This window comes from Sphingobacteriaceae bacterium GW460-11-11-14-LB5 (genome assembly GCA_002151545.1).
Taxonomy (GTDB): domain Bacteria; phylum Bacteroidota; class Bacteroidia; order Sphingobacteriales; family Sphingobacteriaceae; genus Pedobacter.
The window spans coordinates 3,956,873-3,972,565 of the sequence record CP021237.1; the positions used below are offsets into that span (position 1 = coordinate 3,956,873).

At 37.6% G+C, this 15,693-nt stretch carries 15 protein-coding genes and 1 tRNA gene; 6 read left to right on the forward strand and 10 right to left on the reverse strand.

The window, feature by feature from the left end:
* Positions 1-408: 408 nt before the first annotated feature.
* Positions 409-2,160 carry a PAS domain-containing sensor histidine kinase gene (locus CA265_15700; GenBank protein ARS41019.1) on the forward strand — a complete coding sequence of 584 codons (1,752 nt, stop codon included), beginning with the start codon at positions 409-411 and terminating at the stop codon, positions 2,158-2,160.
* 116 nt (positions 2,161-2,276) lie between these two features.
* Here the strand turns inward: CA265_15700 and CA265_15705 are convergent, their stop codons facing one another.
* From CA265_15705 to CA265_15720, 4 genes are all read right to left on the reverse strand, one after another.
* Positions 2,277-2,753, reverse strand: coding sequence for an acyl-CoA thioesterase (locus CA265_15705; GenBank protein ARS41020.1), 477 nt, complete (start codon positions 2,751-2,753; stop codon positions 2,277-2,279).
* A gap of 390 nt (positions 2,754-3,143) precedes the next feature.
* The gene (locus CA265_15710; protein ID ARS41021.1) at positions 3,144-5,288 is read right to left on the reverse strand and encodes an alpha-glucosidase; all 2,145 of its coding nucleotides are present in this window, start codon (positions 5,286-5,288) and stop codon (positions 3,144-3,146) included.
* A gap of 133 nt (positions 5,289-5,421) precedes the next feature.
* Positions 5,422-6,675 carry a hypothetical protein gene (locus CA265_15715; GenBank protein ID ARS41022.1) on the reverse strand — a complete coding sequence of 418 codons (1,254 nt, stop codon included), beginning with the start codon at positions 6,673-6,675 and terminating at the stop codon, positions 5,422-5,424.
* Between the two features lie 90 nt (positions 6,676-6,765).
* Positions 6,766-7,146, reverse strand: coding sequence for a hypothetical protein (locus CA265_15720; GenBank protein ARS41023.1), 381 nt, complete (start codon positions 7,144-7,146; stop codon positions 6,766-6,768).
* 113 nt (positions 7,147-7,259) lie between these two features.
* Between CA265_15720 and CA265_15725 the strand changes: the two genes are divergently transcribed.
* Together CA265_15725 and CA265_15730 are read left to right on the forward strand one after the other, a co-directional pair.
* Complete coding sequence (locus CA265_15725; GenBank protein ARS41024.1) at positions 7,260-7,625, forward strand: hypothetical protein; 366 nt, start codon at positions 7,260-7,262, stop codon at positions 7,623-7,625.
* A 103-nt stretch (positions 7,626-7,728) separates the two neighbouring features.
* Positions 7,729-8,475 carry a hypothetical protein gene (locus CA265_15730; GenBank protein ID ARS41025.1) on the forward strand — a complete coding sequence of 249 codons (747 nt, stop codon included), beginning with the start codon at positions 7,729-7,731 and terminating at the stop codon, positions 8,473-8,475.
* An 89-nt stretch (positions 8,476-8,564) separates the two neighbouring features.
* On the opposite strand, the gene CA265_15735 is transcribed toward CA265_15730, so the two are convergent.
* Both CA265_15735 and CA265_15740 read right to left on the reverse strand, forming a co-directional pair.
* Positions 8,565-9,560 carry a GTPase Obg gene (locus CA265_15735; GenBank protein ARS41026.1) on the reverse strand — a complete coding sequence of 332 codons (996 nt, stop codon included), beginning with the start codon at positions 9,558-9,560 and terminating at the stop codon, positions 8,565-8,567.
* 156 nt (positions 9,561-9,716) lie between these two features.
* Positions 9,717-10,292, reverse strand: coding sequence for an adenylate kinase (locus tag CA265_15740; GenBank protein ID ARS41027.1), 576 nt, complete (start codon positions 10,290-10,292; stop codon positions 9,717-9,719).
* A 182-nt stretch (positions 10,293-10,474) separates the two neighbouring features.
* On the opposite strand from CA265_15740, the gene CA265_15745 reads away from it, so the two are divergent.
* A complete protein-coding gene (locus CA265_15745; GenBank protein ID ARS41028.1) occupies positions 10,475-10,669 on the forward strand; it encodes a hypothetical protein in 195 nt (64 codons plus the stop codon).
* Between the two features lie 16 nt (positions 10,670-10,685).
* On the opposite strand, the gene CA265_15750 is transcribed toward CA265_15745, so the two are convergent.
* The 4 genes from CA265_15750 to CA265_15765 all read right to left on the reverse strand — a co-directional run bounded on the left by CA265_15750 (position 10,686) and on the right by CA265_15765 (position 13,667).
* Positions 10,686-10,759 (reverse strand) — tRNA-Arg (locus tag CA265_15750).
* A 190-nt stretch (positions 10,760-10,949) separates the two neighbouring features.
* A complete protein-coding gene (locus CA265_15755) occupies positions 10,950-12,059 on the reverse strand; it encodes a hypothetical protein (GenBank protein ID ARS41029.1) in 1,110 nt (369 codons plus the stop codon).
* 153 nt (positions 12,060-12,212) lie between these two features.
* Positions 12,213-12,677 carry a peroxiredoxin gene (locus CA265_15760; GenBank protein ARS41030.1) on the reverse strand — a complete coding sequence of 155 codons (465 nt, stop codon included), beginning with the start codon at positions 12,675-12,677 and terminating at the stop codon, positions 12,213-12,215.
* A gap of 87 nt (positions 12,678-12,764) precedes the next feature.
* A complete protein-coding gene (locus CA265_15765) occupies positions 12,765-13,667 on the reverse strand; it encodes an NAD(P)-dependent oxidoreductase (protein ARS41031.1) in 903 nt (300 codons plus the stop codon).
* Positions 13,668-13,828: 161 nt separating this feature from the next.
* Between CA265_15765 and CA265_15770 the strand changes: the two genes are divergently transcribed.
* Positions 13,829-15,331, forward strand: a complete 1,503-nt coding sequence (locus CA265_15770; GenBank protein ID ARS41032.1) for a F0F1 ATP synthase subunit beta — start codon at positions 13,829-13,831, stop codon at positions 15,329-15,331.
* 74 nt (positions 15,332-15,405) lie between these two features.
* Positions 15,406-15,651, forward strand: coding sequence for an ATP synthase F1 subunit epsilon (locus CA265_15775; protein ARS41033.1), 246 nt, complete (start codon positions 15,406-15,408; stop codon positions 15,649-15,651).
* Positions 15,652-15,693 lie beyond the last annotated feature (42 nt).

Below are 15,693 nucleotides of genomic sequence, written 5' to 3' on the forward strand. Positions count from 1 at the left end.
CTCCGATACAATACTTCAAAATGGTAAAAACCCTTCCAAAATGAAAAGGTTTTTTGCGGCATTTTTTTTCTGATAAATAGAAAAACACTTCTATCACGCTAAAAAACAACAAGTTAATGAAGCTGCTAAACCCATTGGCATCACAATTGACCCTACGCCATTTATATTAATCAGCTGTTGTATCATTTGATAAAGAAACAAATCCAATTAAACCATATTTTTACTACAAAACCGTATAGATAAATTTAGGAATACGCAAACCAAATAACTTTGCTTTCTTTTGCGAAAAACTTTCTACCCTTTGCGGTTAAACTAAAAAAAGCCATGAAACCATCAATGATTTACAAAACTTCACAATAAATAAGTAAATCATGATAGCTTCATCACCATTAAAAAAAATAAAAACAGATGAAAATCAAGACCAAACTCCGCCTCGGATTCGGGTTTCTCTTTATAATCGTTTTATCCTTCGGATTAATTGCGCTCTTTTACTTGAATGAGCTTTCCGACAAATCGAAGGTGATCCTTAAAGACAACTACAAATCGCTGAAATATGTTGCCGCCATGCGCAATGTAATCGATCAGCATCCTTTTCCATTAAACAGCACGCAACAGGCAATATTTACTGAAAACCTAAAAAATGAGGGTTTAAACATTACCGAACCCGGTGAAAAAGCGGCTTTCCAGAAATTAGAAATCGCTTTTAATGTGCTTAACGATTCGAAATCATCAGCCATTAAAGCAAACAGCATCAAAGATTTACGCGTAGCGCTCCAAAATATCGAGCAGGTAAATATGAAAGCCATTTACGACAAAAATGAGCTGGCCAACGAAGCTTCCTCAAGAGCCAACCTGTACATTATGATTGCGGCGACCTTGAGCTTTATTATACTCTTTACTTTTATTGTCAATTTCCCTGGTTTTGTGGCCAATCCATTGGCCGAATTTAGTGCTGCCATTAAACAGATCAGTCGTAAAAATTACAAACAACGTTTGCATTTCGAAAATGATGATGAGTTTACCGAACTGGCAGACTCCTTTAACGGAATGGTGGTTAAGTTAAACGAATGGGAAAACAGTAACTTATCTAAAATTAAATCAGAAAAATCGCGCATCGAGGCCATTATTGCTCAAATGCAGGATGCCATTATTGGCCTAAATGAAAAAGGTGAGGTGTTATTCTTAAATCACCTGGCTGCCAAGTTAATGAGTCTGGATGAAGATAAGGTTATTGGTCAGAATGTGGCCGAACTGATGCAAAAAAACGAGCTGCTTAAACGGATCATTAAACCCGAAACGAATGACAATACCTTAAAAATTTATGCCGATGATAAAGAATCTTATTTCCTGCTGGAAAACCGCGAAATTATCATCCCAAATTATGAAGAACAGGACGAAAATACATTAATTGCCTCATCTAAATCTGCCGGGAGTGTTTACACTTTAAAAAACATTACCCAGTTTAAAGAACTCGATGAAGCCAAAACAAATTTTATCGCTACGGTTTCACACGAGTTAAAAACACCGTTATCGTCTATCAAAATGAGTTTGAAATTGCTTAACGATGAGCGTGTAGGTGGGATGAATGACGAGCAGCACGAACTACTCAACCACATCCAAGAAGATAGTGACCGACTGCTCAAAATCACCAGCGAACTTCTAGATCTTTCGCAAGTAGAAACGGGTAATTTAAAACTTACTTTTGCCATCACCAAACCAGAAGAAATTGTTCAATATGCCATCGATGCGGTTAAGTTTCAGGCCGAGCAAAAATCAATTGAACTGGTACTCAACTGCGATCAGAATTTACCGAACGTGAATGCCGATATCCAGAAAACAGCCTGGGTAATGGTTAACTTTTTATCCAATGCCTTGCGTTATAGTTCCGAAAAATCGAAGGTAATCATCGATATTTTCCAAAAGGATAAATTTATAGAATTCTCGGTACGCGATTTTGGGAAAGGTATTGACGAAAAATACCAGAAACGACTATTCGACAGGTATTTTCAGGTGCCTACGGATGGTCAGAATAAATCAGGCTCCGGATTGGGACTGGCCATTTCTAAAGATTTTATTGAAGCCGAAAACGGAAAAATATGGGTGGTAAGCGCCATTGGCGAAGGCAGTAAATTTTGTTTTAGTTTGCCTGTTGTGGAGTAGATTCCGCGTTTTTAACCGCAAAGGACGCAAAGTTTAAGGCAGAGCATACAGGGAAAAGATGGATGATGGAAAATGGAAGATGGAAAACACACCGCCAACCGCTCAATGCCACGCGCTTACACAATATAAGGTTCCATTTCCTTATCAATGCTTTTACGTAGTTCCATTAATTTAACGGCATAACCATGCATGGCAATTTCTTTTTCGGTTTTGGGTTTAAAAGCTGGGATTGCCTTTGGTTGTCCATCATCGTCAACGGCTACAAAAACAATAATACAATGTGTATTCTTAACAAAATCGGTCTGCCCTACTGGTTTAGAAAAAGCATCAACAGCAATGTGCATACTGGTTTTGCCTGTATAAATAATACGTGCTTCCATTTTAACCAGGTGACCGATATGAACAGGGTGAAAAAACCTGATTCCACCAACATAAACCGTTACACAATAAGTCTGGCTCCATTGTAAAGCACAGGCAAAAGCAGCCTGATCAATCCATTTCATCATCATACCTCCATGTACCTTACCGCCATAATTAACGTCAGAAGGTTCGCTTAAAAATTGAAGTTCGATATGGTTTTTGGTTCTGGGCATGGTAATATTTTGTTAAAAATTGCTTGGTTTTAATGTCTTTGCTAAGATATTATAAAATAAGTTATTTTCCCGCAATCAGCTGTTATGATCTGTCAAGGTGACTCGACACAATTAACTGCCAATTACAAAAATAATCCCGCAGATTTAAGATGATTAACGCAAATTGATTATTTTTCTGCCGCTGTCAATGAGATCTGCGGGAAAGAACTCTCTTAGCTTTCGTCATTCTGAGTTCATCTCAGGATCTAACCAGCATGATAGATACTGAAATAAATTTTTAATCCGTGTTTATCTGTGTACATCCGTGGCTAAAACAATAAAAAAAGTCGTAGCGAGACGCTACGACTTGAAACAGTGTCAGTTGATAACAAATGACACCACTTACTTAATTTATTTCGCCATAATACTAATCGCATATCCTCCACCAGGTGCACAATACTGCGATAATTTCGTTTTATTGCTTACCTCCATTTTACGAATGGTATAGGCTTTAGGATTGGTTTCATAATGAGCATCTTTAGCATCGGCATAAATGGTTGCCGTGTATTTTTTACCTGGATCTAAAAAGCTAAAATCGATTTTAGAGGTTCGGGCTACCTCATCATTGGTGCGGCCAACAAACCAATTGTTTTTACCTTTCGCCTTACGCGCAAAAGTAATATAATCACCAGGTTCTGCTTCTAAAACTTTGGTATCGTCCCAATCTACTGCCACATCTTTAATAAACTGAAAAGCATCCATGTACTTATTATACGTTTCAGGCAAATCGGCAGCCATCTGCAATGGACTATACATGGTAACATAAAGCGCCAGCTGGCGGGCCAGTGTACTGTGTACAAATGAAATATTTTCAGGATTATAAACACTTACTTTGGTTTCGAAAATACCAGGGGTATAATCCATCGGTCCGCCAATTAAACGTGTAAAGGGCAAAATTGTAGTATGATCGGCATTGTTGCCACCAAAAGCTTCGTATTCTGTTCCTCTGGCCGATTCGTTTCCAATTAAGTTAGGGTAAGTACGTGCCAGGCCTGTCGGGCGAACCGCTTCGTGTGCATTCACCATAATTTTATACTCAGCAGCCTTTTGGATGGCATACAGGTAATGATTGTTTAGCCATTGCCCATAGTGATGCTCTCCTCTTGGGATCATGTTGCCTACATAACCACTTTTAACGGCATCATATCCATTGGCTTTCATAAATTTATAAGCCGTATCCAAATGGCGTTCGTAGTTCCTTACCGATGAAGAAGTTTCGTGGTGCATTATCATTTTAATGCCTTTGCTCGCCGCGTAACGGTGCAGTTCTTTTACATCGAAATCGGGATAGGGCGTTACAAAATCAAAAACATCATCCTTTGTTTTACCGAACCAATCTTCCCAGCCTTCGTTCCAGCCTTCAACCAACACCGCATCCAATCCGTTTTTAGCAGCAAAATCGATGTACTCTTTTACATGTGCGGTATTTGCAGCGTGTTTTCCATTAGGTTTAGTTTTTGCATAATCGGTTACACCTAATTGAACACTGGTTAAATCATTATAGGCCCAGGTACTTTTGCCAGTAATCATTTCCCACCAAACACCCACGTACTTGGTTGGTTTTATCCACGATACATCTTTAAATTTTGTTGCTTCGTTTAAGTTATAGGTTAATTTTGAGGTCAAAATATCACCTGCTTTATCGCTCACGATAATGGTTCTCCAGGGCGATAAACAAGGCGCCTGCATATAACCTTTATCGCCAATGGCATCAGGCGTTAACCACGATTCTAAAACCATATTTTTGTCATCAAGATTTAACGACATTAAAGAATAATTGATCAGTGCTGCCTCATGGATATTGATGTATAAACCATCTTTACTCTTCATCATCAAAGGCGTTTGTAAACCGGTTGGCGAAAAAGTGGTCTGCGATGCATTTGGTGTTACCGCGGCCTTCATTTTACCACGCACTTCTGATAAGTTTGACGTTACTGTACTGTATTCCTGTGTATCATAATCGCCCGGAAGCCAAAATGCTTTATGATCGCCAGCCAGGGCAAACTGCGTTTTCTCTTCTTTAATAACAAAGTAAGCTAAATTCTTTTGCTCAGGGAATTCATATCTAAAACCCAAACCATCGTTAAACAGGCGTAAACGCACAATAATATAACGATTAGTTTCTTTTTGTGTTAAAGTTACCGCCAGTTCGTTATAATGATTTACAATTTCTTTTACCTCTCCCCAAACTGGTTTCCAGGTTTCGTTAAATGCACTGGTTTTAGTATCAGTAATAGTGAAACCATCCAGTAACGATTTACCATCTTTAAGTTCAAGCCCCAGTTTGCTGGTTTTTATCACGTCTTTTCCTTTGTACTTTAAGCTATAGGTAGGTACTCCCCCTTCAGCCAAGGCAAAGCTGACCACCAGATTACCATCCGGCGACTTCAAATCCTCACCGGGAACGTTCCCGAAAGCATTCCCAAAAAAAAGCACAGTGCATATTAAAGTAAGGATTGCAAAGCGGTTAAAGAATTGGTTTAGTTTTTTATTCATATCATCATTTATTTATTATTACTACTTATATCACATTTGAACCTGCAGGTTCTGGTTTACTTAACACCGAAAAGATATTTATTGTCCATACCTCTCAGGTTTCGAAACCTGAGAGGCTTAAACAGCCTATAAATTACTCTAAAAGCAAAGTATCGTCATCTTCATCGGTTAAGCTCAGCTGCACACTATCGCTACCGGCAATGCCTTCTATCGAACCGCGGATATGGGTTGCATTTAACAATACTTTCTCCAGCTGTTTTTCACGTGCTTTCCATAAACGTTCCATGGCGTCACGCTCGCGTTGTATAGATAATTTCATGCTCATAAAACCTTCTCTAATGGCTTTCCATTGTTCTGAAAACTCTGCTCCCATTAAATAATCGTAAAGCATGTGCATTTTTTCGCCACGGTTTTCCTGCGATTTTACAGCGCCAGCGAGGCGCAAAATCCCCTCACGTAACACATAAGCCACGGCGTTTACTTCTTCGAAAGAACAAATCCAAACCCCGTCGCGCTGCCCGAAACAATCCATGCCTTTAGGGTAACATTGACTCACGATTACCGCTACATCAATGCCCATGCTGCGCATATCTTTCTTCAGTTTTTCGATCCAGTCGCCACCAAAATCTTTGGTACGCTTGCTTTCGTAAATTATTTTACCGCATTCCTGTCCGAATTGGTTGCGCACCACCTGCACGCAATCTGCGCCACGCACACCTTTACCAACTTCTTCAATTAAATCGAAAGGATAATTAGTGCGCAGCAATTCCTCCAAAATCAGTTCCTGTACTTCGCCCTGCAATTGCATACTGCCCTGCTCTGCCTTGCGTTTCATTTCTTCGGCCAGTTTTTTCTGATCGTCGAGCTGTTTTTCCAGTTCCTTTAAACGCAACTGGTGTTCGGTATCTTTAATACTATTTTTTTCTGCCTCTTGCTTACGAATCTGTTCTACCAACTCATTACGCTGCTCTTGCATTTTACGCTGAAAGGCAAGTTCCATTTCTTCTTCTTTTACTTTAAGGCTTTCCTCGCGGCGTAAAAACTCCAGTTCCTTTTCACGGGCTAGCTTCAGTTTTTCGGCATTATCTTTTGCATTACCTTCCAGCATTTGCAGTTTGGTTTCAAAATCTGCCGAAATACTTTTACGCAGATTTTCCTCCAAATCATCCTTAAGCCTGGTTTTCTCTTCAGCAAGTTTAGCATCAAAAGCTTTCAACTGCTGCTGTTTTTCTGATTCAAAAACCTGCAGCTTGCGTTGATATTCTTCATCTTTTTGCCTTGCATAAGCCGCCGCTTTCTCACGTAGCTCTTTCTTATAATCTTCGGCCATTGCTTCTTCCATCGGAAAAACATGGGCACAGTTAGGGCATTTTATCTCGGTAGGCATAAATTATTTTTTTACCACAGCGAACGCTTGGGTTTCGACAAAGATATTAAAGCTTTTTATGATTATATAAAGGAGTTTTGCACCGTCCACTTAAAGTACCTTAGATCTGATTTCGTGACCAGCGGCTAAAATTTTGCTCACCGGGCATTTCGCTGCGATTTCTTCCAATCTGATTTTCTGTTCTTCGGTAAGTACCCCTGTACAGGTAATTTCTTCAAAAAATATGGTTTCACCATTTTCGGTATCAATGTTTACTTCCACCTCAATTTTATCGATGGGCCATTCTTTTCTATCGGCATACATTCTTAAAGTAATGGCTACGCACGAAGCCAAAGAAGCCATTAATAATCCTTTTGGTGCAAATCCTTTATGTGTTCCACCCAATTCTAAAGGTTCGTCTACTATAATGTCATGAGAACCATTACTCACCGAACATGCATAGTGTTCCCTGTTTATTGTTGCTTTTACCATTTATGAGATATTTAAAATATTAAACTTACCAAATATTATGCTTTATTGCGATTTGGTTTAGATTTTACGAAACATTATATGATGGCATTTGTTCTTTTTAAAAATGCTACGTTATGAAATACAGAAAGTTAATCGGAAAATACTTAAAGCACGAATCAGATAACAGTGCAAAAATAGCACTTGCCTTAGTGGCTGGTTTAGCAGCAGGCGCAGTAATTAGTATTTTATTTGCCCCTGACAGTGGTGCAGGTACCCGTGGAAAAATTGCCGGCGGAGCCAGAAATCTTCGTTACGGATTTCAGGACAAGTACAATCTTTTAAAAGAGAAAGTTTTTGGTGTAGAAGCCATTGAAGATGATATTGTTGAGCATGAAGTGCCACATTTTAAACATACTGTTGCTAAGAAACGCAAATCGGATGTGAAAGAAATTTTAGAAAATGCGCACGAAAACGGTCAGGTACAGGAAGGTCAGGGATAAAAATATAAAGACATGAACTGGTTATTGGCATGCATTAATTAATACATGCCAAAACCTTTTACCGTTTAAACAATTTCTTAGTTTTACAGGATAATATCAGTATATGATTTTTATCCTCTCGAAGATTTTATCTTTTCTCATTAAACCAATAGTATGGGTTTTTGTGCTTTTGATTTTGGCAATAGCATCAAAACAGCCTAAACAAAGGAAAAGGTATCTAGTCTGTGCACTGATTGTTTTCTGCTTTTTTTCCAATTCATTTATTGTCGGGAGAATACTCAACAGTTACGAAGCTGGCTATCCGAAGGCTGAGCAATATGATGTCGGAATAGTACTGGGCGGTTTCTCAGGTTTAAATAAACGAAATAATGAAATTGCTTTTAACTGGGCAGGCGATCGGTTGTTTCAAGCCATTGCGCTGTATAAGAAAGGACAGATTAAGCAGATATTGCTTAGTGGTGGAAGTGCAAATTTAATAAACCGACAAGTAAAGGAAGCTGATTTAGCCGTTAAATACCTAAAACTGATTGGCCTTCCTGATTCTGCAATCCTGATTGAAAACCAGAGTAGAAATACGGTCGAAAATGCCAGATATAGTCTGGCACTCATCAGGAAAAAGAATCCTAAAGCTAAAATTCTGGTGATTACCAGTGCCTGGCACATCCCAAGGGCAAAACTGATTTTCGATAAACAAACTCAGTCCAAGATTGAATATTACCCAACCAATTTTTCCGGAAATCCAGATTTTGAATTAAGTGATTTCATTATCCCAAATGCCAGTGCATTAGGCGCATGGGAAATGTTATTTAAAGAATGGATTGGATTGGCTGTAGACAGGATAAGGGGTTAACTATTGAATTAATCTAATTGTTCATTAGCCATTGGTTCATTGGTTGAATTTCGCACCAAAAACAACTGACTAATGAACTGATGAACTTCTTATCCCTCAATTGCTTTCCAAAGCATATCTTTCAGCTCCAGAATATTTTTCTCAGCTACTGACGAAATAAATATAGATGGAATATTCGGCAGATCCTGTTTCATTTCTTCCATTAGTTCTTCATCTAACATATCCGATTTGGTAATGGCTAAAACATGAGGTTTCTGCATTAATTCAGGATTGTAAGATTCTAATTCACTTTTAAGAATTTCGTATTCTTCTTTGATCGAACGGCTTGTATCAGCCGGAACCATAAATAACAATACCGAATTACGTTCAATATGGCGTAAAAAACGATAACCTAAACCTTTACCCTTTGATGCACCTTCAATAATTCCTGGAATATCGGCCATTACAAAAGATTTTCCGCCTCTATAACTTACAATGCCCAGATTAGGCACAATAGTGGTAAAAGGATAATCAGCAATTTCTGGCTTAGCCGCCGAAACGACCGAGAGTAAAGTAGATTTACCGGCATTTGGGAAACCAACCAAACCAACATCAGCTAAAACTTTTAATTCTAAAATGTTCCAAACCTCTTGTCCCTGCTCACCTGGCTGTGCAAAACGGGGTGTCTGCTGAACGGAGTTTTTAAAATGTGCGTTACCCAAACCACCACGACCACCGGCTGTTAGAATTTTGGTTTCGCCATCTTTGGTAATTTCGAAGAGGATTTCTCCGGTTTCTGCATCTTTGGCAATGGTACCAAGTGGCACCTCCAGAATTTCATCCTTACCTTGTTTACCGAATTTATGGGAACTACCACCTGCTCCACCATCTTCAGCAATAATGTGCTTACGGTATTTAAGGTGTAATAATGTCCAGATATGGATACTGCCTTTAACGATAATATGGCCACCACGACCACCATCACCGCCATCGGGTCCACCCATTGACGTTAAAATATCACGATGCAAATGTGCCGAACCTGCCCCGCCCTTACCAGAACGGCAACAAATTTTTACATAATCTACGAAATTCGAACCCTGTGACATATTTTAATGTTGAAATGTTAATACCGGAACGTTGAAACAACAATTCCCTTAAAATTAAAGAGTTATAACGTTTTAACATTATAACTCCTTTTTATGTTTTTAATAATGGATCAGAGATTAATTAAAGCCTTTTCCTTTATACTTACTATATGAACTTTATACTTTATACTGATCAATTACCGCGCAAAGATCATTATATACGGTTTCTATTTCACCAATTCCGTTTACTTTATTCAACTTTCCCTGCTCTTCATAATAAGGTAATACATGGATGGTTTTATCAAAGTATTCTGAAATCCGTTTTTTCAATTTTTCAGCGTCATCATCCGGACGGCCGCTGGTTTTATGACGCTCAGCAATACGTTTAGTTAACTCGTCCTGATCAACATCTAAAGCAATCACACCAGCAATCTTACTGCCTTTACGCTCTAAAAATAAATCAAGCTCAATTGCTTGCGGAACGGTACGCGGAAATCCATCAAACACAAATCCTTTAGCATCAGGATTTTTATCTACCTCTTCTTCAAGCATGGCAATTGTAATGGCATCAGGAACCAATTCTCCATCAGCTAACAATTGACTCACTTTTTTTCCTAATTCTGTTTCTCCTTTAACGTGTGCTCTAAAAAGATCGCCTGTTGAAACGTGTACCAACTGATATTTTGTAATCAGTTTTTCAGATTGGGTGCCTTTACCCGCCCCTGGAGGGCCAAAGAGAACTAAATTAAGCATTCAAGTTGTTTAGGTTGTCTTCAAAAATTAAAAAAGCCTTATTCCTATGGCTCTGTTAAAAGTAATTTTCAAATCACTGATTAATAGGATTAGACATTGTTTACTTTCAAGGCTGCAAATATATAATTATTAATTTAGATGCCATTTAAAATTGAGAATTTATTTAAAAAAGGGCTATTTTAATGACATTTATTTTATTCTACAAAGAATCTTGTGCCATTTTTACATTTAACAGAATTTTCTCCAAATACCAGGCAAGCAGACCAAACAATCCTTTTACATTTTTATTAAATTTTATAAAAAATTTTAGTATTTGTGATATTTTATGCGGTCAGATGAAAAACCAGCAAACAAAAAAAGAGGATCTCAAAAAATGAAATCCTCTTTTTTCTGTGCACTTGTAGGGATTCGAACCCCAAACCTTCTCATCCGTAGTGAGATGCTCTATCCAATTGAGCTACAAATGCGTTTCCGTATCGTTAACGGACTGCAAAGGTATAATTTGATATTTTAATTTCCAATTAAATTTTAAAAAAAATCTTAAATTATTAATTATAAATATTGCTTTACACAATTAAAAAATCATTAATCACCTTAAAATCAAGCAACTCAAACAGATCTATAAACACTATTTTTCTTTTATTGTAAAATTCAAATTCACCTGCGTAATCTTCCTTGACGATATTTTTCTATCGGTAAGGCTATATACCTGTTTAAGAGATAAGCAAAAAAAATGGTGATTACCGCTACGCACCAGCCGGTTTTCAATATTGGAATATTGCTATTAATACACAATATGTATATTACCATATGTGAAATATAAATTGGGTAAGACAATTCACCAATTATTCTATCAAAAGATATTTTTTTAAAAAAGTTAAAAAAAAACGGAATGCAAAACGCCACACCTGAAAAATATAAGATCTCTTTAGTGGTAAATGGAAATTTTTTGAGTACCAGGAAATAAAAGTTTGAGGGAAAATAAAAATAAAAACAAGTAAAAGAAATCATTCCAAACAAAAGAACAAGAACAACGTATTTAGGAATCGAATACTTTTGAATTTTTAAATATAGCTGATATGATAAATAGCCTATTAGAAAAAAAATAATTTCTGTAGGAAAAAACCTATAGGACCATGGATCATTTTCTAAATGCAAAAAATTATAGATAAAAAGCCTTAGAAATAGTGACAAAAATATTAAAATAACTACAACGCCTACACCACGTCTTAATATGAATGGGGCTACCAAATAGAACGTAAGTTCCAGGCCCAGAGACCATGCTTGAGGAACAAATAGAAAAGTATGGAGTTGTGGGGTAGTTTCCCAAAACTTCGGTGTAAAGTAAAAACTACCATTACCGGGGCTTATCCCCATAAACATCATAATGTCCTGCCCAAAAATGACGAGATGTGTAAAAATAAGATAAGCAAAAGAAATAAAATTAGTCTTGACGGATAGATAGCTTTCGAAAACCGGAAATACCCTCCAATTGGTCGTAAAACCCAAAATAATATAGGCGAAAATAGTTACTAATAAAATCACCCAATAAACAGGGTAAAGCCGGATAAATCTATTCGAAATAAAAAGCCAAAAGGAATTGTTTACACCAGTATACTTTTCATTCAGTATCATTGACATATAAAAACCTGAAATGATAAAAAAGGACTGCACAGCTACTGGCCCGCCAACAAACTGAAATCCAAAAATAGAACCACAATGAGTAGCGACAACTGAAAGTGCTAACAAAAATCGAATTAACCCCATATTTAGATCTAAAAATAAAACTCAATATGCATCTTAATATTAGCAACAGCAACATTCCTAAATAAAAAAGCTCTAGCAAATCTAGAGCTTATATTTATTGGTTAATATCAAGTGCTATTTTTGATGAATGAATTTATATCATTCAGCGCTAAGTTATTTAGCTACAACTTCATTAATTGCTTTAAAATCAGGCAAATCATGGGCATCTTCTAAAACTTCTGCATAAGCTATTTTTCCTTCTTCATCGATTACAAAAGCTGCTCTTTTAGAAACTCCTTTCAATCCGAACACAAATTCATCATAAAATGCACCGTAAGCTGCTGATACTTCTTTGTTAAAATCAGACAGTAAAGGGAACTGGTAACTTTGCACTTCTTTAAACTTAGCCAAAGAGAACGGAGAATCAACTGAAATGCCGATTACCTGTGCATTTATTCCTTCATAATAACTGAAATTATCACGCATGGTGCATAATTGCTCGGTACACGTTCCGGTAAAAGCCATCGGGAAAAAATGAATAATTACTTTTTTTCCTTTGAAACCAGAAAGCGAAATTTCCGTCAAGTCAGAAGTGTATAATTTAAAATCAGGGGCGGTATCGCCAACTTGTAATGCCATTATGTCTTTTTTTATGGGTTAAATATATTGTTAAATTGTTTGATTGCTTTGACTCTTGACTCAAGACTTTAGACTTTAGACTCAAAACTAACCTTTCATCTGTTGGTCTAAAATTACCAATCCCTCTTCAAAACTATGCGGACGGTAATCTAAATCTCTAATCGTCTTATCCAAAACAAAACCTGTTCTAATGGGTCGTTTAGCCGCTTGGTTTAAACTTGCAGAACTGATTTCATTAATAAAAGATTGATCAAGGCCCCAATAATCGGCAACTTTTCGCACTAAATCTGCAATACTCATGTAATCTTTACCCGACACATGGTAAATTCCACTTACGTTTTTTTCTACAGCTAACAAGCAGGCTTCTGCTAAATCCTCAGCCAAAGTGGGCATACGCCATTGGTCGTTTACTACATTAATAGGCGATGCTTTTTCTAAAGCCCCTTTGGCCCAGAGTACAATATTGCTTCGGCTCATATCGCTGGTGATCCCATATACCAATATAGTTCTTAAGATTGCCCAATTTGCTTTTGAGTTTTTCAACAGCTCCTCTGCCAGTACTTTCGATTCGCCATAGTAACTTACCGGATTAACAGCATCTTCTTCTTTATAAGGCCCATCAGCACCATCAAAAACAAAATCAGTACTTAAATGAATCAACTGAATATTTTTTTCTTCACATATTGATATTAATGTTTGAACGGCGTCTACATTTAATTGGTGACAAAGTCCTTTATTAGCCTCGCAGGTATCAACATTGGTCATCGCAGCAGTGTGCACAATGGCGTCAGGGCTGTATCTTTCAATAACTTCACTAACCTGAGTAGCATTTAAAATATCCATTTCTGCATATTCATAGCCGTCCTTTACCGGATAGCGGTTTTCGCCTTTTGAAGTGGCTACCAGCTTCGCCCTGTTTTCGGCAAGTACTTTTTCAGTTAATTTCTGCCCTAAAAGACCGTTGCTGCCTGTTGTTAAAATGGTTTTCATATGCCTTATTTATGGCTCTAAATTATCTATAAAAACCATGTTGAAAAAATTTATAATATATATTTAAAATTAAGTAAGAATAACTTAACTTTGCCAACCGAATTGGAGCCCCTGTAAACAGCTTTAATTCATTGACTGTAATAAATTTACTCACAACAGATATGCCTAACTTAGGAAAAATAGCACAAATTATCGGCCCAGTGGTTGACGTTAGCTTTGCTAATGATGCCCATCTACCTAAAATTTTTGATGCGTTAGAGATAACGAAAGAAAATGGACAAAAAATTGTTTTAGAAGTTCAACAGCACTTAGGTGAAGACCGCGTACGTGCGATCTCAATGGACTCTACAGACGGTTTAGTTCGTGGAATGGACGTAGTTGATACTGGTGCTGCGATTAAAATGCCAGTTGGCGACCAAATTAAAGGTCGTTTATTTAATGTAGTTGGTGAAGCGATTGACGGTATCAACACAGTTGATAAAACAGACGGTCGCCCTATCCATGCAACTCCTCCTAAGTTTGAAGATTTATCTACTGAAACTGAGGTGCTTTTTACAGGTATCAAAGTAATCGATTTATTAGAGCCTTATGCAAAAGGTGGTAAAATCGGTTTATTCGGTGGTGCTGGAGTAGGTAAAACAGTATTAATTATGGAGTTGGTTAACAACATCGCTAAAGCTTATGCTGGTTTATCAGTATTCGCAGGTGTTGGTGAGCGTACTCGTGAGGGTAACGATTTACTTCGTGAGTTTATCGAGTCAGGTGTAATTAACTATGGTGACGAATTCTTACACTCAATGGAAAAAGGTGGATGGGATTTGAAAGCTGTTGATACTGAAAAATTAAAAGAATCTAAAGCAACATTGGTTTTCGGTCAAATGAACGAGCCTCCTGGTGCACGTGCACGTGTGGCATTATCAGGATTAACGGTTGCAGAATATTTCCGTGATGGTGATGGCGAAGGCGCTGGAAAAGACATCCTTTTCTTCGTTGATAACATCTTCCGTTTTACACAGGCAGGTTCTGAGGTATCGGCTCTATTAGGTCGTATGCCATCAGCCGTGGGTTACCAACCAACATTGGCAACTGAGATGGGTTTAATGCAAGAGCGTATTACTTCAACAAAACGTGGATCAATTACATCAGTACAAGCGGTATATGTACCAGCGGATGATTTAACTGACCCGGCTCCGGCAACAACTTTTGCCCACTTAGATGCAACTACCGTACTTTCACGTAAAATTGCCGAGTTAGGTATTTATCCTGCGGTAGATCCATTAGATTCTACTTCACGTATCCTTTCTCCTGCTGTATTAGGTGATGAGCACTATAACACTGCACAACGTGTTAAAGAAACTTTACAACGTTACAAAGAATTACAGGATATCATCGCGATCTTAGGTATGGACGAATTATCTGAAGAAGATAAATTAGTAGTATCAAGAGCACGTCGTGTTCAGCGTTTCTTATCTCAACCTTTCCACGTTGCGGAGCAATTTACCGGCTTAAAAGGCGTATTGGTTGACATTAAAGATACCATTAAAGGATTTAACATGATCATGGATGGTGAAGTTGATGAGTACCCAGAAGCTGCATTTAACTTGGTTGGTAGCATTGAAGATGCGATCGAAAAAGGTAAAAAATTATTAGCAGAAGCGAACTAAGAAACGCGTTAAGCATTAAGGGCTAAGCGTTTTAACGCGCTGCGCTCTACGCTCCACGCCAAACGAAAAAAAGAATGAATTTAGAAATATTAACTCCAGATAAAAAAGTTTTCGAAGGTGAAGTAACAGCAGTTACGGTTCCTGGTACTTTAGGTTCTTTCCAGATTTTAAAAGACCACGCCCCTATCATCTCTACTTTAGAAGATGGAGAAGTTATTATAAAAGCAAACAAAGCTGATGAGCAACGCTTTTTTATTAAAGGCGGTGTAGTTGAAGCGATCCACAACAAAATTGTGGTTTTAGCCGAAGGTATCGCTTAAGCAAAATAATTAAACATTTAGAAAGCCTCCCGATTTAAAAAT